Genomic DNA, 18,918 nt, shown 5'->3' on the forward strand with positions numbered 1-18,918 from the left:
AATGGAGGAATTATTTACCCAGCCTCACACTATGGGAGAGATTCGTTGGTAGGAATTGCCTTGTTTTTATCACATTTAGCACATTCACAAAAGAGTTGTAAAGAGTTGAGGGAATGTTATCCAAATTATTATATGAGTAAAAATAAGATAGAGCTCACTCCAGAGATTGATGTAGACGAGGTTTTATCAACCATAGCAGTACAATACGAGTTGGAAGAGGTGATAACTATAGATGGAGTAAAGATTAATTTTGATAGCGAATGGGTTCATTTACGAAAATCAAACACCGAGCCAATAATCAGAATTTATACCGAAAGTACTTCGCAAGCAAAAGCAGATGCATTAGCACAAAAACTAATGACTGAAATTAAAAATTGTATATAAAATAATAAAGCTATTTATGAAATTTAAAATAATTGTAATTGTATTATTACTATTCAGTAGTGTTACACATTCACAAACTACTAATTATAATGATTCCGGATTAAATAAGGGAAAGTTTTTTGCTTATTGGGGATGGAATAGAGGTCATTATTCTACATCAGATATTACCTTTAAAGGAGATAATTATAATTTTACACTTTCTAATGTAAAGGCAAAAGACAAACCAAAGCCTTTTGGTATTTATTATTTTAAACCTGATGAAATCACCATTCCTCAAACGAACTTTAGAATTGGTTATTTTTTTAAAGAAAATTACACGGTAGCTTTAGGAGTAGATCATATGAAGTATGTAATGAAAAATGATCAAACTGTAAAAATTAATGGAACGATTAATTTAGGAGGCGATTTTGATGGAAATTATACTAATGATGAAATCGTTTTAACAGAAGATTTTTTATTGTTTGAACATACTGATGGGCTGAATTATGTAAATATTGAAGTAAGTAGATTTGATAATTTAGATAACTGGCTGAAGTTTAAAGTTAAAAACATAGATATTAATTTAACCGAAGGTGTTGGAGTTGGACTACTATATCCTAAAACCAATACAACTTTATTAGGTAAAGAACGTTATGATGAATTCCATGTTTCTGGTTATGGTATTAGTGCTCATGCAGGTTTAAATATTACATTTTTTAAACACTTTTTTATTCAATCTAATATTAAAGTAGGCTATATTAATATGAAGGATATTAGAACAACAGCAAGTACATCAGATTCTGCTTCTCAAAATTTTACTTTTTTTGAAAATATGTATGTTTTTGGAGTTAGATTTAGTTTATAAAACAACTTAATTAGGAGCTTTATCCTTATGCTTAAAACGTTTATGAGTCCAAAAGTAGTACTGAGGTTGTTTGCGTATTAATTGTTCAATTTTTTCTAAAAACACGTCGGTAAGTTCGTAATTAGGATACTTTAGGGCATTATTTGTAATTAAACTAAAAGTGGTTTCATAATAACCTCTTTTAATTTTTTTTGTTTCAAATAATACAACATTCATATCGTATTTTTTAGCTAACATTTCAGTACCCGTATGAATAGGGACTTTAATTCCTAAAAAATGGTTCCAATAAAAAGTCTTTTTTAATTGAGGTGATTGATCGCTTAGCAATCCATACATAGATTGGATTTTATTTTTTTCATTAGAATCAATTTCTGAAATAGTTTTAGAAGTAGGTACCAAATTAACACCAAAACGAGATCTAGATTTTAGAATTTTTTTATTGAAATAAGGATTGTTTAATTTAGTAAAAGCACCGTACGTTTTATAGCTTATATAAGGGTCTAAACCTAAAATCCATTCCCAATTTGCATAGTGAGCTCCAGTTAAAATAACACTTTTACCGTCTTTATATAATTCATTTAAAAAAGTGAGGTTTGTATATTTGTAATGCTTGTCCAAAGCTTTTTTAGAAATGGTAAAAGATTTTATCATTTCCATAAAAATATCTACAAAGTGACTGTAAAATTTTTTACTAATTTGAATGATTTCTTCATTGGTTTTTTCAGGAAAAGCCAATTTTAAATTGTTGTATACTACCTTTTTTCGATACCCAATAACATAATAAATAATTACGTAAAGAAAATCTGAAATAAAATATAAAATTTTAAAAGGTAAAATTGAAATTAACCAAATAATGGGATATACTAAAATGTAAACTATTAAATTCATAACTAATATAAGCTGCAAATATCGTATTTAATTTTTAAAAGTTAGCTTACAAAAAAATCAATATCATAACTTTTTTATACTTTCGCTTAATTAAAATATTTCAATAATGAATATAGATAAAACTCTTCTTTTAATAATTTTAGTTAATGTGATTGCTTCAATAAAAGGATTTAGCGATCGTTTGTTTTTTGATAAGTACAAATTTCAAATTGGTGCCATTAACAGAGGTGAAAAAATAAGGATGCTTACTTCTGCTTTTTTACATGTAGACTACTTACATTTAATTTTAAATATGTATGTGCTTTATATTTTTGCGCCAATTATTATTTTTAAGTTAGGTGTTGTAAAATTTCTAATACTTTATTTTGGAAGTTTATTTGCAGGAAATTTTTTGACGTTGACGTTTCATAAAGATGAATTATATTATAGTGCAGTTGGGGCTTCTGGAGCTGTAGCAGGTATTATTTATGCGGCAATTTTATTAAACCCTGCAATGCAATTATTTATGTTTCCATTACCAATTCCAATTCCTGGGTATATATTTGGAGTAGGATATTTATTATATTCTATATATGGAATGAAAAATAAGATGGGTAATATTGGTCATGCAGCTCATTTGGGAGGAGCAATTGGAGGGTATGCATTGTTATTATTGGTTTACCCACAGGTATTTACACATAGTTTTACTACGGTTGTTTTATTAGGAATTCCTATAGTACTTTTATTACTATTTGGAAATAAATTAAAATAAAAAAAGCCAAACTTAAGTTTGGCTTTTTTTGAGCGAGAGACCGGGCTCGAACCGGCGACAGTCAGCTTGGAAGGCTGAAGCTCTACCAACTGAGCTACTCTCGCGTTGGTGGTGCAAATATACAATCCTTTTACATTTTTGCAAACGTTTTTTAAATAAATTTAAATTATTTTTAGATAGTGAAAGCCTAATTTTTTGTACCCTTTTAATTCATAAAATTTATGAGATTTAATATTGTTTATGTAAGTATTTAATTCTGAGGCTTCATAACCATTTTTTTGCGCATAGTTATGAATCCATTTAAATAAAATTTTTCCAATTCCTTTGTTTCTATATGTATCACTAATTATTACATGGTCTGGTTCAATAGTTTTTCCACAATAATGTCTTGTTAAATGCCATAATCCAGTAATTCCAATTAATTGCTTATCAATATACACGCCAACACATTTGTAGTTTTGATAGGTAGACATTTCTAACACTCGTTTTTTTAAAATGGTTTCTTTAGTTGTTGTATTTAATTCTTTTAATAGAGGTAGTATGTTTAAAATATGTTTTTTTGAAATCAACTTTATTTCTATGTTTTGCATAATAATAGTAATTTAGCATTGTTACAACAATTTTATGAAAATAATTTTAGAAACAGAACAAATTTATGCCAGAGGTAACCAGCAGTAATATATTCAATAATCAATGATTCAAATTAAAAAAATTTCTGCAGAAGAAACTTATCCAATTAGGCTAGAGGTTTTACGTGAAAATATTCCATTACCATATAAATTTAATGGTGATTTTGATGAAAATACATTTCATATTGGTGCTTATAGAAATAAAAAACTTATAGCGGTTTCAAGTTATATGAAAGCTGAAAATAAAAATTTTAGAGGGAAACAGTATCAATTAAGAGGAATGGCTACACTAGTTGAATCTCAAGGTACTGGAGCCGGTAAATTAATGTTACAAGCAGCTTTTTCGATACTAACTAAAATGAATATTGATATACTTTGGTGCAATGCTAGAGTAATTGCAGTTGATTTTTATAAAAAACAGGGCTTAGAAACATTAGGAGAACTTTTTGAAATACCGTTGGTTGGAGCTCATTATGTAATGTTTAAAAAATTAAAATAAAATGAAAAAAACGTTGTTATTAATTTCAATTATAATGTTGGTTGGTTGTCATTCAATTGACCAAAAAAAAGATAAAATTGAAATAAAAAAAGCCTTGCTTAAAAGTGCCGAAGATTGGAGTAATGGAGATATAGATGCTTATATGAATGTTTATTGGAAATCGGATAAGCTTCAATTTATTGGAAAAAATGGAATTACATATGGTTGGCAAAAAACATTAGAAAACTACAAAAAAGGATACCCAAGTAAAGAGCATACAGGAAAGTTGACATTTGAAATATTAAACATTAATTTTTTAGCAAAAGATTTATATTCTTTAACAGGCAAATATCACTTAGAAAGAACTGTTGGCAATGCCAATGGAGTTTACACTTTAATATTTAAAAAAATAGATGGTAAATGGGTAATTATTTCAGATCATTCAGAGTAGTTTTAATAATTTCACTAATATTTTATGGTAAAGAAATGGTGTTTTCTCAAATTAAATATTCTGAAAACGCTTTAACTGGCCAAGGAAATTTAAATTTGATAGGAGAAAATTACAAGCTTCAACCTAAAGTTTTAGAAGCTTTTAAACAAATGTCTTTACAAGCCAAAAAAGATGGAATACTAATTCAAATTGTCTCAGCTTATAGAAGTTTTGATCGGCAGCTAAGTATTTGGAATAGAAAGTATGCATCCTATGTTTCTGAGGGTTTAACTCCACAGAGAGCTATTGAAAAAATTATTGAATATTCTACAATTCCAGGGACATCGAGACATCATTGGGGTACAGATATTGATATTATTGACGGAGCGGTAATTAAACCAAAAGAGCTTTTAATTGAAGAAAATTATAATGAAAATGGAAGCTTTTCCAAATTAAAAAAGTGGATGGATATAAATTCAGAAAGATTTGGTTTTTATTTGGTCTATAACAATGATAAGGATAGAAAAGGGTTTAAATATGAGCCATGGCATTATAGCTATCAATCAATTTCAAAACCTATGTTAAAACAGTTTTTGATACTAGATTTGAATGATATAATTAAAGAAAATTCCTTAAAAGGAAATAAATATATAACTGATCAAATTATTGCAAAATATACTTTAGAAAACATTTTAGATATAAACAAAAATTTAAAATAGAATGATTCTAACTTGTTTATATTTAGATAAATGGTATATTTGAAGCAGTAAATGGCTTGCTTAGCTGAATGAATGGTGGTGCTTTTATACTCTTTCAGCAAATTTAAATTTTAATTGATGCGGAAAATTGTTGTTTTTTTTCTTTTTTACATTTTTTCATCCATATTATATGGTCAAGATTCAACTTCAATAAAAAGTTTAAAAGCGGAACTGTATAACGCATCAGTAGACTCCACCAAAATTTCAATTGCACTAAAAATTGCAGATACTTATTTAAAACAAGAAAACGATTCTTCATTATTTTTTTATAATAAAGCTTTAGAAACAGCTAAAAATATAAATGATCAAAAAAAAATAGCCGATATTCTTTTTTATTTAGGATATAGCTATGAGTTTTTTAATGAACATAATTTAGCAATCCAAAATTATAAAGAAGCTAGATTATTATATATAGAACTCAAAGATAGCTTGAAAGAAGCCATGACAAATAACTATATAGGTTTTTGTTATACACATTTATACAACGAATCTAAAGCTATTGATTTTTATTTAAAATCTTTAAGTATTTATAAAAAGCTGAAAAATGATATTGGAATAGCCAATAATTATACAGATATAGGTAATTTGTATTATGCACAGGAAAATTTTAAAGTTGCAGAAGGTTACTATAATGATGCTTTTGAAATCTATAAAAGAATAGGAGATAAATTTGGAGAAGCAAGTAGTTACACTAATTTGGGAAATACCAATATTGATGAGAAAAATTTTAATAAAGGATTAGAATTTTTTAAGAAATCAATTGTACTATATAAAGAAATTGATGATTTGGCAGGCATCGCAATTGCTTACAATAATATTGGAGATACTTATATAAAATTAAAAGAATTTAAAAAATCAAAATCTTATTTTTCAAAAGCATTAGAATTAGCAAATGAAATTAAAGACCAAGATTTAAGAAGTCTTGTATTGTTAAATATTTCAGATTTATATAATAACTCTGGTAATTTTAAAGAAGCTATAAAGAAAGCCAATGAAAGTAATAAAATAGCTAATGAGATTGGTAATTTAGAATATCAAGGACTTAATTTTTTGAATTTATCTGTAGCATATGATGGGCTAGGTAATTTTAAAGAAGCATTAAATTATTATAAGAAATATACTACATCTAAAGACAGTTTAATAAAAATTGATGGTAATAAAAAAATTCAATTATTTAATGCTTTAAATAAATTAGAAGAAAAAGAGCTAACAATTAATAATTTAGCAGCTGAAAATGAAATAACACAGTTAAAATATGATAATGAGAAAAAGTTAATTTATTTTTTAATTGGAGCAGTAGTAATTTTTGCTTTTTTAATAATACTATTTATTTACGAGCAAGAATCTAAGAAAAAAGCTTATAATTTATTGGAGTTTAAAAATTATCAAATTAGCAAATTAAATAATGAAATGCAGGAGCAACGAGATGTTTTAAAACAAATGAATATTACAAAAGATAAATTTTTCTCTATCATTGCACACGATTTAAAGAATCCATTTAATTCTATAAAAGGTTTTACGGAATTATTAATTGAGAATATAAACGAATATACTGAAGAAAAACAATTAAAATTTTTAAAGGTTGTAAAAGGTTCAACTGTAAAGGCATCTAGTTTATTAAATAATTTACTTATTTGGGCAAACTCACAGTCTGGAAATTTAAAGTTTAACCCTCAAAAAATTGATTTAAAAGTAGAATTAGCCAACGTAATTTCTTTTCTAGAAATTCAAGCATTTAATAAGGATATAAAAATAGCCAATAAAATACAAGATAATATTTTTTTATATGCTGATGATAACATGTTAAGTACCATTTTGAGAAATCTTATTTCAAATGCAATTAAATTTACACAATCAGAGGGAAGAATTGAAATTATTTCTAATACAAAAAATGGATTTACTAAAATTTCTATAAAAGATTCGGGTATTGGAATTTCTGAAGAAAATCTTAAAAACTTATTTAATATAGAAACCAAAAAATCAACATTAGGTACTTCTAATGAGCAAGGATCTGGTTTAGGATTGATCTTGTGTAAAGAATTTGTTGAAAGGCATGGAGGTGAAATTTTTGTTGAAAGTGAGTTAACCTTAGGAAGTACTTTTTCATTTACTTTACCCAATTGGGAAAAAGCTAACCAATCAAATAATATAAAAAAGCTAACATTAAACGTTTAAATTTATTTAACTAACAGGTATCAATAATAAAAATTGTATTTTTATTATTTAAAATTTAATAGTTTAATGTTAAATATATTCAAAAAAATAGCCTTAATCTTAACATTTTTAATTTGTGCAAACATCAAAGCACAAGAATTACCTCCAATAGAAAACTTTTCACCACTTAATTATTCAGGAGGTAATCAAAATTGGGCAATTTCTCAATCAAATGAAAATTATATTTATATAGCAAATAATAGTGGTTTGCTTGAATTTAATGGTGAGAAATGGAATTTATATCCATCTCCAAATAATACAATTTTACGTTCTGTTAATGTTGTGAAAAATAGAGTTTATACAGGATGTTATATGGAGTTTGGCTTTTGGGAAAAAAATGAGTTTGGGGTTTTAGATTACACCTCATTAAGTAATACTTTAAAAGAAGATTTAATTGAAGATGAACAATTTTGGAAAATATTAGAGTTAGATAAGTGGATACTATTTCAATCACTCAATCGCATATATATTTACAATACGTTAGATAAGAGTTTTAAAATAATTAATTCTAAAACCCCTATTACAAAAGCCTTTAATATTGAAGGGATTATTTACTTTCAAAAAATAAATGACGGAGTTTATAAGGTTGAAAATGGAGAAGTATTACCCATTTCTACAAATGAGATTTTTAAAAATAATATAGTTGTCAATATTTTTAAAGTTAAAGCTAAATTGTTACTGCAAACTCAACAAAAAGGGTTTTACTTTATTGATGAAGATGGCGAAACCAAATGGAATATAGAATTTAATAAAATATTAGAAGCGTCCAGTGTTTATAGTAGTATTAAATTAGAAGATAATAGTTTTATTTTAGGAACCATATCTAATGGAATTTATCATATTGATAGTCAGGGTAATTTAATCAATCAAATTAATCAAGAAGTAGGACTCAATAACAATACTGTCCTATCAATATTTCAAGATAAGGATCAAAATATATGGTTAGGTTTAGATAATGGAATTAGCATAGTAAATTTTAGTTCTCCATTTAAAGTTTTTAATGATGTAAAAGGGAAATTAGGTTCAGTTTACACTTCAGTAATTTTTAATGACTATTTATATTTAGGAACCAATCAAGGATTATTTTATAAAAAATTAAATTCAAATACAACATTCAATTTCATTAAAGGTACTAACGGTCAAGTTTGGTCTTTAGCAATTTATGATAATACCTTATTTTGTGGACATGATATTGGGACATATATAATAAAAAATAATCAAGCAAAATTAATTTCTGATGTTCAGGGAACTTGGGATATTAAACCCATTCCTACACAAGAAAATTTACTGATACAAGGCAACTATAACGGATTAAACATACTTGAAAAAGTTAATGATTCTTGGCGTTTTAAAAATAAAATTACAGGATTTGATATTTCAAGTAAATTTTTCGAATTTTCAGAAACCCATCAACTATTTGTAAGTCATGAATATAAAGGGGTTTTTAAATTAGAAATAGATAAGAAGTTTGAAAAAGTTGTTGAAGTTAATGAAGAAACTTCTGTTACAAAAGGACTAAAATCAGGATTGGTGAGTTATGATAATAATTTATATTATTCATCTGAAAAAGGGGTTTTTAAATACTCCAAGGATAAACATTTTTTTGAGTTAGATTCATTATTTACAAATCAATTTTTTAAAAATGACAGCTACTATTCTGGAAAATTGATTACCAATAGCCAAACCAATACCTTATGGGGGTTTTTAGATAAGAGCATCGTATATTTTTCACCTGGAATTTTAAATAATACGTTAAAAATAAATAGAATACCATTACCTGAATCTAAAAGAAGAGATATTGCTGGTTATGAAAGTTTAACTCATTTAAAAGATCAATCTTACCTTATAGGTACTGCAAGAGGCTATATTATTTTAAATTTAGATAAACTTATTGATAAAGATTATGAAGTTAAAATTACTTCAATTACTAAAGCTTCCATTAATTTGAATGAATCTAAAGTAAAATTGTTAAATGATAACCATTCTTTTAAATTTAAAAATAACAATTTAAGTTTTAATTTTAGTGTTCCAGAATATGAAAAATTTACAGAGATTAATTATCAGTATAAACTAGTTGGATTATACAATGATTGGAGTAAATGGTCAACAAATTCCGAAGCAACTTTTAAAAACTTACCTTATGGAAATTACACTTTTAAAGTGAATGCTCGCGTAGGAAATAAATTATCAAAAAATACTGCAAACTATTCATTTACCATTGAAAGACCTTGGTTTATATCTAATTTAATGCTTGTTTTTTATTCGTTATTATTTATTTTAATGGTGTTTTTAATTCATAATTTTTATAAGCGTTATTATACCAAACAAAAAAGTAAGTTAATTGAAAAAAAACAACAAGAATTTACACTTTCACAATTAGAAAATGATAAGGTTATCATGAAATTGAGAAATGAAAAACTTAGGAATGAAGTGGAAGGTAAAACAAGAGAGTTATCAGCCTCTGCAATGAATATTATTAAGAAAAATGAGTTGCTAAGTACTATAAAAAACGAGTTATCAAAGAAAGATAGCACAGACAATGTAAAAAGAGTTTTAAAAATTATCAATCAAAATTTAAATAATAATGATGATTGGGAAGCTTTTCAAGAAGCTTTTAATAATGCTGATAGTGATTTTTTAAAGAAAGCAAAATCACTACATCCTACATTAACTCCAAATGATTTAAGGCTATGTGCTTACTTGAGATTAAATTTATCTTCTAAAGAAATAGCTCCGTTATTAAATATTTCTGTTAGAAGTGTTGAGATTAAAAGATACCGCTTGCGTAAAAAAATTAATCTGGAACACGAAAAAAGCCTTGTTGAGTATATTTTAGAGTTATAAGTTAATGCTACAAGTATAAAAAATACCACAACATTACCACAACATGTTATTAACTATAACCTTATAGTTATAAATTTTATCAAATATTTTTTTCTTATTTTAAGTAGGTTAAAATTCTATTAAAAACACTGAATTTATTCAATTTGATATAAAATTAACATTCATTATTATTCTTTTTAAAAAGGAAAGATTTATAAACTGTATGTTTTTTGTATAGGTAGCTTTTTAGATTTAAGGAAATTTTAGCACTAGTTTTATTAAAACTTAACTCATCAATATATGAAATCATTTTTATTATCAATTTTTATAAGTTTTGTAGGTATATACGGATATGCACAAAACTATGAAATAAAAGGAATTGTAGTTGACGCAAGTGGATCACCTTTACCAGGTGTATCTATAGTAGTCAAAAATACATTAAAAGGAACATCGACTGGCTTCGATGGAGACTTTATATTGTCTAATGTTCAAAAAGGGGAAACACTAGTCTTTTCCTATCTTGGTTTTGTAACTAAAGAAATTGTTATTAACGATGGCAGTTTGTTAAATGTAACACTTACCGAAGACACTCAGAGTCTTGATGAAGTAGTAGTGGTAGGGTATGGTACTCAGAAAAAAAGAGAAGTAACTGGAGCTGTATCTGTAGTAGACAGTCAAACTTTAGAAGATCTTAAGCCAGTTAAAATGGAACAAGCACTCCAAGGTACAGTAAGTGGAGTAAATGTTACTACCACATCTGGGGCTCCTGGTTCAGATATTAACATTAGAATAAGAGGTATTGCAACAAACGGTGATAATAAACCCTTAACTATTATAGATGGTTATATTGGAGAATTAGGTTTGTTAAACCCAAATGATGTAGAAACTATTACAGTATTAAAAGATGCACAAGCAGCTATTTATGGTTCTACAGGAGCAAATGGAGTAATTTTAATTACAACTAAAATGGGTAAAAAGAACTCTAAAGCAAAAATCTCTTATAATACTTATTATGGATTTCAAGAAACCTCAAAAAAATTAAATGTTTTAAACGCTACAGAATATGCAGCATTGCTTAATGAAAGTTACGTAAGTGGTGGAGCACAAATTCCTTTTCCAAATATATCAGGTTTAAGTAAAGGTACAGATTGGCAAGACGAAGTTTTTGAAACCAATGTGCCTATTGTTAGTCATGATATTACTATGACTGGTGGTTCCGATAAAATTACTTATGCCATCAGTGGTTCGCATTTAGATCAAGAAGGAATTATTGGAGGAAAGAAATCGGGTTTTTTAAGAAATACTGCAAGAATATCTTTAGGAGCTGAACTTTCAGATAAGTTAAAATTAAAATCAAATGTTATTTATACTTATTTTAATAGAAAAACCCTTCCAGAAGGTGGTAATGCATCAGTATTATTAAATGCTGTAAATAGCCCTTCAACACTTGCTCCTTATGATGCCAATGGTGACTATACAGTTTTTCCAATTGGAAATTTAGGAAATGAAATGATTAACCCTTTAGCTCAAATTGCAAATACGTATAACGATTATAATTTCAAAAAGTTGAATGGTAATTTTGGATTAGATTATACCTTAATGGAAGGTTTAGTTTTATCAAGTTCTATAGGCTTTAATACCTCAAACAGCGAAAGTAAAAGCTTTGCAAAAATTGTTGATTATGGAGGAAAAGTTTTTGATGTAGCAAGAAGTTCAGTTAATCAAAATGCAATTAATAACAACGATTATTCATTTGATATTTATGCAACTTATACCAAACAAATTGATGATGACCATAAAATTGTTGGAACTTTAGGTAATACTATTTTTAAAGAGTGGGGAAATGGATTATATGCAACAGGATACGATATACCAAATAACTCTTGGAGTAATGCAGATATTTCGCTAGCAAACGGGGCACCAGCACCAGGTGTAATTCCTGTAAGTTCATATACTTTTGATGAAAGAAAGCTTTCATACTTTGGTAGATTACAATACGATTTTAAAGGAAAATATCTTTTATCAGCTATGATAAGAAGAGATGCTTCAACTAAATTTGGCCCAGGAAATAAAGTTGGGTATTTTCCATCTTTTACTGCTGGTTGGATTTTATCTGACGAAAGTTTCTTTGGTGAATCTAAAGTGTTAAACTTCTTAAAATTAAGAGGTAGCTACGGTGCTTTAGGAAATGATAGAATTCCAACAAATGGATATATTTCTCAACTGTCAGGTGAAGCTACTTACGTTTTTGATGGTGCTTTAATTAATGGTGTGGCAACAGGACAAATTCCAAATCCAAATTTAAAATGGGAGGAAGCAAGAAAGTTTGATGTAGGTATAGATTTAAAATTATTGAATAATAAAGTTGGAGTTGTTGCCGATTATTTTATTGATACTAGAGCAGATTTATTAATTCCATTTATTCCTACTTCTGGAATTTTAGGGCCTGGAGCGCCTGGAGCGGCTTCACCTACCATCAATGCAGGTACTGTAAAAAACTCAGGTTTAGAATTCTCTGTAGATTATAAAAATAACTTTACAGATGATTTTTCAATAAATGTAGCTTACAATGTAACATTCCTTAAAAATGAAGTTACAGAAATTAATGGTACTGAGTTTATTGAAGGAGGAGTATTTGGTATTTCTCAACCAGCTCCATCAAGAATGGAAGTGGGACAACCAATAGGTTATTTTTATGGATATAAAACCGATGGAATTTTCCAAAATCAAAATGAAGTAGATGCACATCCTTCACAAATTGCTTTAGGAGCTGAATCTGCACCAGGAGATTTTAGATATGTAGATACTAATAATGACGGTGTTATTGATGTAAATGATAGAGCTAATATTGGAGACCCTATTCCAGAGGCAACAATGGGCTTAAACCTCCAGTTTAATTATAAATCTTTTGATTTTTCAATGTACACCTTTGCCTCTGTTGGTAATGATATGGTAAGAAATTATGAAAGTATTTATCCAGATGCAAATAACCTAAATTATGTTTTAGATAGATGGACAGGAGAAGGAACAACCAATAGTACACCTAGAGTAACAACTGCTGCCTCTGTTAACAATGTATTCTCCACATATTATGTCGAAGATGCATCGTATGTTAGAATTCAAAATATTCAATTAGGTTATACTTTTAATCCTGATTTATTAGAAAAAATAGGAGTCGATAAATTAAGACTATATACAAGTGCAAATAACTTATATACGTTCACAAAATACAGAGGTTATGATCCTGGAGCTTCAAGTGGAGCACCTATTGGTGGTGGGATTGATGATGGGTTTTACCCAATTCCAAGAACATATATGGTAGGTTTAAACATTAACTTTTAATACGTATTAAAATGAAAAAAAATTTATATAATACTATACTTTTAACAGCGTTTTTAACAATAATTATTTCTTGTAGTGATGATTTTGTTGAGCGTCCTGTTGAATATTCTATTGATTCTGAGAATTACTTTAATTCTAAAGCTGAATATGAAAGCGCATTAATAGGAGCTTACGACCTTTTGCAATCAACAGCAATTAATGTATTAATGTCAGAAATTGCATCCGATAATTCTTTATGTGGTGGAAATAGCCCTACCGATGTCCCAAGTTATCAACAAATTGATGATATGATTCACACTCCTGTAAATGTGATGCTTAAAAAATCTTGGGATTTTATGTTTGCAGGAATTCAAAGATGTAACTATATTTTAGAGTTTAAAGATAAAACAGAGTTTGAGGGCAAAGATCAAATCATTGCTGAAACACGTTTCCTTAGAGCCTATTATCATTTTGAACTGGTTAAATGGTTTGGTGGAATTCCAATGAAAGGAGATGAAAGATTTGTTCCTGGTGATGAAACTACCATCCCTAGATCTTCAGTTGAAGAAGTGTATATTTCAATTTATGAAGATTTAATTTTTGCTTCAGAAAATTTAGATCCAGTTGCCTATGAGCAAGGTAGAGCAACAAGAGGAGCTGCATTAGCTTTATTAGGAAAAGCGTATTTATATGAAGCATCTTCAACAAATCAAGCAGCAAAATACGAACTAGCAGCTTCAACTTTACAAAAAGTTATCAATTCTGGTCTATATACATTGGTTCAAAATTATGATGAAATTTTTGAAATGGACGGTGAAAATGGTCCTGAATCTGTTTTTGAAGTACAATATACAGATGTAGAGGGTGCAAGTTACGGACAAGAACAATATTTTGAAGGAAATGTGATGGTTGGTTATAGTGGCCCTTATGGATATGAAGGACCTTTATTTACAGCAGGAAACAATTTTAACCTTCCAGTACAAGAAGTTGTAGATGCTTTTGAAGAAGATGATTTAAGAAAAGATGTAACCATTTTAGATATGATATCTTGGATGGAAGAAACAGGAGCAACATACACAATTCAACATGAAAATACGTTTTATTTTAATAGAAAATATATTCCTAGAAAAAGAAGTGAAAATGCGGCATTAGATTTAAAACTTACAAATCCAAATAATTATAGAGCAATAAGATACTCTGATGTATTACTAATGGCTGCAGAGGCCTATAGCAAATCTGGTAATGATGCAAAAGCTGCAGAATATTTAAATGTTGTTAGAGACAGAGCATTTGGAGACCAAAATCATAGAATTACTTACACGGGTTCTAATTTATACAATGCAATTTTAGCGGAAAGAAGAGTTGAATTTGCAGGAGAGGGGCTTCGTTTCTTTGATTTAGTTAGAACAGGTAGAGCTGCACAAGAAATTGATGGTTTTACAGCAAATAAAAATGAATTATTTCCTATTCCATTAGAAGAAATTCAATTCTCAAATGGTAATTGGAATCAAAATCCAGGATATTAAAATACACGATTATTATGAAAACATTAAAATATATTTTACCTATTCTTTTACTTATCACAGTGGTTTTTAGCTGTAGTGAAGATGAATTTGGTAATACAAATTTTGTTGATAGCATATTAGCTCCAACAAATGTGGTAGCTGAGTTTAATATTACACAAGATAATACAGGCTTAGTTACAATTACACCTAATAGCCAAGGAGCTGTTAATTATACTATTTATTTAGGAGATGGTACCGTTGAACCAGTTAAAGTCAAGCAAGGAGAAAATATTTCTCATGTTTATGCAGAAGGTAATTATGATGTAAAAGTGGTAGCAACAGGTGTATCAGGATTAAAGACTGAAATTATACAACCATTGGTAGTTTCTTTTAAAGCTCCTGAAAATTTGGTTGTTGAAATTACAAATGATGAAGCAACTTCAAAACAAGTAAACGTTAAAGCAACAGCAGATTACGCTACGATGTTTGAAGTGTATTTTGGTGAAGAAGGAAATGATGAGCCAGTTTCAGGGAATATTGGTGAAACCGTATCTTATGTATATGCAGAACCAGGTGTTTATACTATAAAAGTGGTAGTTAAAGGTGCTGCAATTGAAACCAATGAATATTCGGTTGAATTTGAAGTAACTGAAATTCTTCAACCAATTGAAAAAGCTCCAACTCCAAGAAATAGAAATGAAGCGGATGTAGTTTCAATTTTTAGTGATGTATATTCTAACATTACAGTTACTGAATGGAATCCAGGCTGGGGACAATCTACTATTTTATCTCCTTTTGATGTAGATGGAGATAATATTTTAAAATACGATTATTTAAATTATACAGGAATTGTTACTGACTATGGTAACCCAACTGATGTTTCCGCAATGGAATATATTCATTTTGACTATTGGACTAACGATGCAGAAAGCATTGGTTTTAAAATTGTAAATACCAACCAACCAGATGGTTCTCCTGAAAAAGAATATGAAGTTACAATTTCCGAAATTACCGCAGGTGCTTGGGTAAGTGTTGATATTCCATTATCTGAATTTACTACAGATATGTCTGCAATAACACAAATGTTATTTGTTTCAAATGGGGTTACCGTATTTATAGATAACTTATATTTTTGGAAGGAAGCTACAGGAAACCCTGCTGCTGGAGTATTACCAATAAACTTTGAATCTCCTTATGAGCTGAGTTCATTTGATGGCGGTGATATTTCAATTATTGACAATCCAGATACTAATGGAAATTCATCAGCAAAAGTACTTCAATTAGTTAAAGGAGCTGGTCAAACGTGGGCAGGTTCAAAAATTACTGTGGATACTCCTTTTGGTATTGAAGAATCAGTTACAGTAAATGCTAAAGTGTGGTCGCCAAGAGCAGGATTAAAATTATTGATGAAATATGAAGATGCTACCCCTTGGCCAAATACACAGGCAACTGCCGAAATTGTAGCAGAAACTACAACTTCTAATGCTTGGGAAGAATTAAGTTTTACCTTGACTGGGGTAGACCCTAATATTGATTATTATAACTTGGTGTTGATAATGGATAATGGAACCGCTGGAGATGGATCTAGTGATTATACAATTTATGTAGATGATATCTCTGTTGCTTCTTTCTTAGATTTTGAGCCAGAGTTAGAAATAAGTTCATTTGATGGTGGAGAAATTTCAATTGTTGACAATCCAGATACTAATGGGAATTCTTCTTTAAAAGTTGCAAAATTAGTTAAAGGAGCTGGTCAAACGTGGGCAGGTTCAAAAATTACTGTAGATACTCCTTTTGGCATTGAAGAATCAATAACAATAAGAGCTAAAGTATGGTCGCCAAGAGCAGGATTAAAATTATTGATGAAATTTGAAGATGCTACCCCTTGGCCAAATACACAGGCAACTGCTGAAATTGTAGCAGAAACAACAACTTCAAATACATGGGAAGAATTAAGTTTCACCTTAACTGGGGTAGATCCAAACGTTGATTATTATAATATGGTATTGATAATGGATAATGGTACAGCAGGAGATGGTTCAAGTGATTATACAATATACATAGATGATATTGTAAAAAATTAAAAATAATTTTAAAAGTAAATTATGAAAAATATAAAATATATATTAGGTCTTTTTCTTACATTAACGCTTGTAGTTAGTTGTGAAGAAGAAAAATATGAATTTGGAGATATAGTTGCTCCCTCAAATGTCCAAGTAACTGCAGAAATTATCGGGCAAGATTTGAGTAATCCTGATCTGTTAAATGGTGATGGAACAGGTTTTGTAACATTTACAGCTGTTGCGGATAATGTTATAAGCTATAAATTTAATTTTGGAGATGGTTATGTTGAAGTTGCTCCATCTGGAAAAATTACGCATCGATTTACCAAAGTAGGAGTAAATAACTTTACTGTAGTTGTTAGTGCAATAGGTACTGGAGGGGTTACATCAACTACTACTGTTGATATAGAGGTATACAGCTCATTTACTGATGCAGAAGCCGAAGATCTTTTAAGTGGAGGTGTTATAGGTGAGGGTAAAACTTGGTACTGGGCATCTGATTTACCATTGCATGTTGGTATGGGACCTGCAAATGATGATTACGGTGGAGGTGAATTTGCTTGGCCAAATTGGTGGAATGCAATACAACCTTGGGATGATGAAAAATCTTGTATGTATGCTGATGAGTTTGTATTTACTAAAACAATAAATGGCATTACATTTGAACAGACTGCTGGACCAGCGTTTATTCCTGGAACTTATGCGGGTGTATTAGGTGTTGATGGAGATACGTGTCATGATGAAACTGTTGCAACAACAATGTATGGAGTTAAAAATGTTTCTATGTTTCCTTCATCTACCAGAGCTGCATTGGAAGGAAATTACTATGACACAGCATATAGACAAACATCTTTTGAAATATCAGATGGAGGATTCTTAGGATGGTATGTAGGTTCAGGTACTTATGATATTATTAGCATATCTGAAGATTATTTATTAGTTAGAGTTGAAGAAGCTTCGTCTGTTGGAGCTGCTTGGTATCAATTATTTACCTCTACAAAACCAGTACAGGAAACAGGATTTTCAGAATTGGTATGGTCAGATGAATTTGATACAGATGGAGCTCCAGATGCTTCAAAATGGACATACGATCTTGGCGATGGAGGCTGGGGAAATGGTGAAGAACAAACCTATACAAATAATGCAGAAAATGTTTCTATAACAGATGGTATTTTAAAAATTACAGCTAAATCAGATGGAAATGGAGGTTATACTTCAGCAAGATTAAAAACTCAAGATTTATATAGCTTTACTTATGGTAGAGTTGATGTAAGAGCAAAATTACCAGCTTCTCAAGGAACTTGGCCTGCAATATGGATGCTAGGAGATAGTTTTAGTACTGTTGGATGGCCTGCTAGTGGTGAAATAGACATTATGGAACAAACAGGTGCTGATAAAAATAATACTTTAGGAACTTGTCACTGGTTTGATTCTGGAACTAATGCAAATGCAAGTTATGGTGAAACTACAGCTGTAGTAAATACTTCAACAGAGTTTCATGTTTATTCTTTAGAATGGACTGAAGACTCACTTAAAATATTTGTTGATGACATAAAATTTTATGAACTGGCTAATAATGGAGATTTACCTTTTAACGATAATTTCTTTATGATTTTAAATGTTGCAATGGGAGGATCTTTAGGAGGAACAATAGATGCTGGTTTTACAGAAGATTCTATGGAAGTGGATTATGTAAGAGTTTATCAATAATTGAGTTTTTAAAATAGATTTGATTTAAAAGGTCAGAAAATACTATTCTGACCTTTCATCAAATTTTAAAACTTTTGATAAAGTCAAACAAAAAATGTTTCACTGTTAATACCTATAATA

Annotated in this window: 13 protein-coding genes, 1 tRNA gene and 1 pseudogene; 12 read left to right on the forward strand and 3 right to left on the reverse strand. The window is 29.0% G+C overall.

Annotated elements, in window-relative coordinates; translation table 11 throughout:
• Together Q0714_RS00005 and Q0714_RS00010 are read left to right on the forward strand one after the other, a co-directional pair.
• Positions 1-384 (forward strand): annotated as a pseudogene (locus Q0714_RS00005) (phosphoglucosamine mutase); the annotation flags it as partial.
• Positions 385-400: 16 nt separating this feature from the next.
• Complete coding sequence (locus Q0714_RS00010) at positions 401-1,228, forward strand: hypothetical protein (RefSeq protein ID WP_298262240.1); 828 nt, start codon at positions 401-403, stop codon at positions 1,226-1,228.
• A gap of 6 nt (positions 1,229-1,234) precedes the next feature.
• Here Q0714_RS00010 and Q0714_RS00015 read toward each other — a convergent pair whose 3' ends face one another.
• Entirely contained in the window at positions 1,235-2,116 is an 882-nt protein-coding gene (locus Q0714_RS00015; RefSeq protein ID WP_298262241.1) for a lipid A biosynthesis acyltransferase, read from the reverse strand.
• Between the two features lie 106 nt (positions 2,117-2,222).
• On the opposite strand from Q0714_RS00015, the gene Q0714_RS00020 reads away from it, so the two are divergent.
• The gene (locus Q0714_RS00020) at positions 2,223-2,867 is read left to right on the forward strand and encodes a rhomboid family intramembrane serine protease (protein ID WP_298262242.1); all 645 of its coding nucleotides are present in this window, start codon (positions 2,223-2,225) and stop codon (positions 2,865-2,867) included.
• Positions 2,868-2,898: 31 nt separating this feature from the next.
• Here Q0714_RS00020 and Q0714_RS00025 read toward each other — a convergent pair.
• Positions 2,899-2,971 (reverse strand) — tRNA-Gly (locus tag Q0714_RS00025).
• 57 nt (positions 2,972-3,028) lie between these two features.
• Complete coding sequence (locus Q0714_RS00030) at positions 3,029-3,457, reverse strand: GNAT family N-acetyltransferase (RefSeq protein WP_298262243.1); 429 nt, start codon at positions 3,455-3,457, stop codon at positions 3,029-3,031.
• A 103-nt stretch (positions 3,458-3,560) separates the two neighbouring features.
• Here Q0714_RS00030 and Q0714_RS00035 point away from each other — a divergent pair, with 103 nt between their 5' ends.
• From Q0714_RS00035 to Q0714_RS00075, 9 genes are all read left to right on the forward strand, one after another.
• On the forward strand, positions 3,561-3,995 hold the full coding sequence (locus tag Q0714_RS00035) for a GNAT family N-acetyltransferase (RefSeq protein ID WP_298262244.1): 435 nt from the start codon (positions 3,561-3,563) through the stop codon (positions 3,993-3,995).
• 1 nt (position 3,996) lies between these two features.
• Positions 3,997-4,425 (forward strand): DUF4440 domain-containing protein, encoded by a 429-nt coding sequence (locus Q0714_RS00040; RefSeq protein WP_298262245.1) that lies wholly within the window; start codon positions 3,997-3,999, stop codon positions 4,423-4,425.
• The gene (locus tag Q0714_RS00045; RefSeq protein WP_298262246.1) at positions 4,395-5,123 is read left to right on the forward strand and encodes a M15 family metallopeptidase; all 729 of its coding nucleotides are present in this window, start codon (positions 4,395-4,397) and stop codon (positions 5,121-5,123) included. The genes Q0714_RS00040 and Q0714_RS00045 overlap by 31 nt, the downstream gene beginning before the upstream one ends.
• Positions 5,124-5,240: 117 nt before the next feature.
• Positions 5,241-7,337, forward strand: coding sequence for a tetratricopeptide repeat-containing sensor histidine kinase (locus tag Q0714_RS00050; protein WP_298262247.1), 2,097 nt, complete (start codon positions 5,241-5,243; stop codon positions 7,335-7,337).
• A gap of 66 nt (positions 7,338-7,403) precedes the next feature.
• Entirely contained in the window at positions 7,404-10,220 is a 2,817-nt protein-coding gene (locus Q0714_RS00055) for a triple tyrosine motif-containing protein (RefSeq protein ID WP_298262248.1), read from the forward strand.
• A gap of 279 nt (positions 10,221-10,499) precedes the next feature.
• Positions 10,500-13,541, forward strand: a complete 3,042-nt coding sequence (locus Q0714_RS00060; protein ID WP_298262249.1) for a TonB-dependent receptor — start codon at positions 10,500-10,502, stop codon at positions 13,539-13,541.
• A gap of 11 nt (positions 13,542-13,552) precedes the next feature.
• Entirely contained in the window at positions 13,553-15,046 is a 1,494-nt protein-coding gene (locus Q0714_RS00065) for a RagB/SusD family nutrient uptake outer membrane protein (protein ID WP_298262250.1), read from the forward strand.
• 14 nt (positions 15,047-15,060) lie between these two features.
• A complete protein-coding gene (locus Q0714_RS00070) occupies positions 15,061-17,109 on the forward strand; it encodes a PKD domain-containing protein (protein ID WP_298262251.1) in 2,049 nt (682 codons plus the stop codon).
• A 21-nt stretch (positions 17,110-17,130) separates the two neighbouring features.
• The gene (locus Q0714_RS00075; RefSeq protein ID WP_298262252.1) at positions 17,131-18,798 is read left to right on the forward strand and encodes a family 16 glycosylhydrolase; all 1,668 of its coding nucleotides are present in this window, start codon (positions 17,131-17,133) and stop codon (positions 18,796-18,798) included.
• Positions 18,799-18,918 lie beyond the last annotated feature (120 nt).

It is taken from the genome of uncultured Lutibacter sp. (assembly GCF_947493565.1).
Lineage (GTDB): Bacteria > Bacteroidota > Bacteroidia > Flavobacteriales > Flavobacteriaceae > Lutibacter > Lutibacter aestuarii.

Coding starts and splice junctions, on each gene's coding strand:
- Q0714_RS00020 (WP_298262242.1), top strand. CDS start 2,223: ATGAATATAGATAAAACTCTTCTTTTAATAATTTTAGTTAATGTGATT.
- Q0714_RS00075 (WP_298262252.1), top strand. CDS start 17,131: ATGAAAAATATAAAATATATATTAGGTCTTTTTCTTACATTAACGCTT.
- Q0714_RS00065 (WP_298262250.1), top strand. CDS start 13,553: ATGAAAAAAAATTTATATAATACTATACTTTTAACAGCGTTTTTAACA.
- Q0714_RS00050 (WP_298262247.1), top strand. CDS start 5,241: ATGCGGAAAATTGTTGTTTTTTTTCTTTTTTACATTTTTTCATCCATA.
- Q0714_RS00045 (WP_298262246.1), top strand. CDS start 4,395: ATGGGTAATTATTTCAGATCATTCAGAGTAGTTTTAATAATTTCACTA.
- Q0714_RS00035 (WP_298262244.1), top strand. CDS start 3,561: ATGATTCAAATTAAAAAAATTTCTGCAGAAGAAACTTATCCAATTAGG.
- Q0714_RS00015 (WP_298262241.1), bottom strand. CDS start 2,116: ATGAATTTAATAGTTTACATTTTAGTATATCCCATTATTTGGTTAATT.
- Q0714_RS00040 (WP_298262245.1), top strand. CDS start 3,997: ATGAAAAAAACGTTGTTATTAATTTCAATTATAATGTTGGTTGGTTGT.
- Q0714_RS00055 (WP_298262248.1), top strand. CDS start 7,404: ATGTTAAATATATTCAAAAAAATAGCCTTAATCTTAACATTTTTAATT.
- Q0714_RS00010 (WP_298262240.1), top strand. CDS start 401: ATGAAATTTAAAATAATTGTAATTGTATTATTACTATTCAGTAGTGTT.
- Q0714_RS00030 (WP_298262243.1), bottom strand. CDS start 3,457: ATGCAAAACATAGAAATAAAGTTGATTTCAAAAAAACATATTTTAAAC.
- Q0714_RS00070 (WP_298262251.1), top strand. CDS start 15,061: ATGAAAACATTAAAATATATTTTACCTATTCTTTTACTTATCACAGTG.
- Q0714_RS00060 (WP_298262249.1), top strand. CDS start 10,500: ATGAAATCATTTTTATTATCAATTTTTATAAGTTTTGTAGGTATATAC.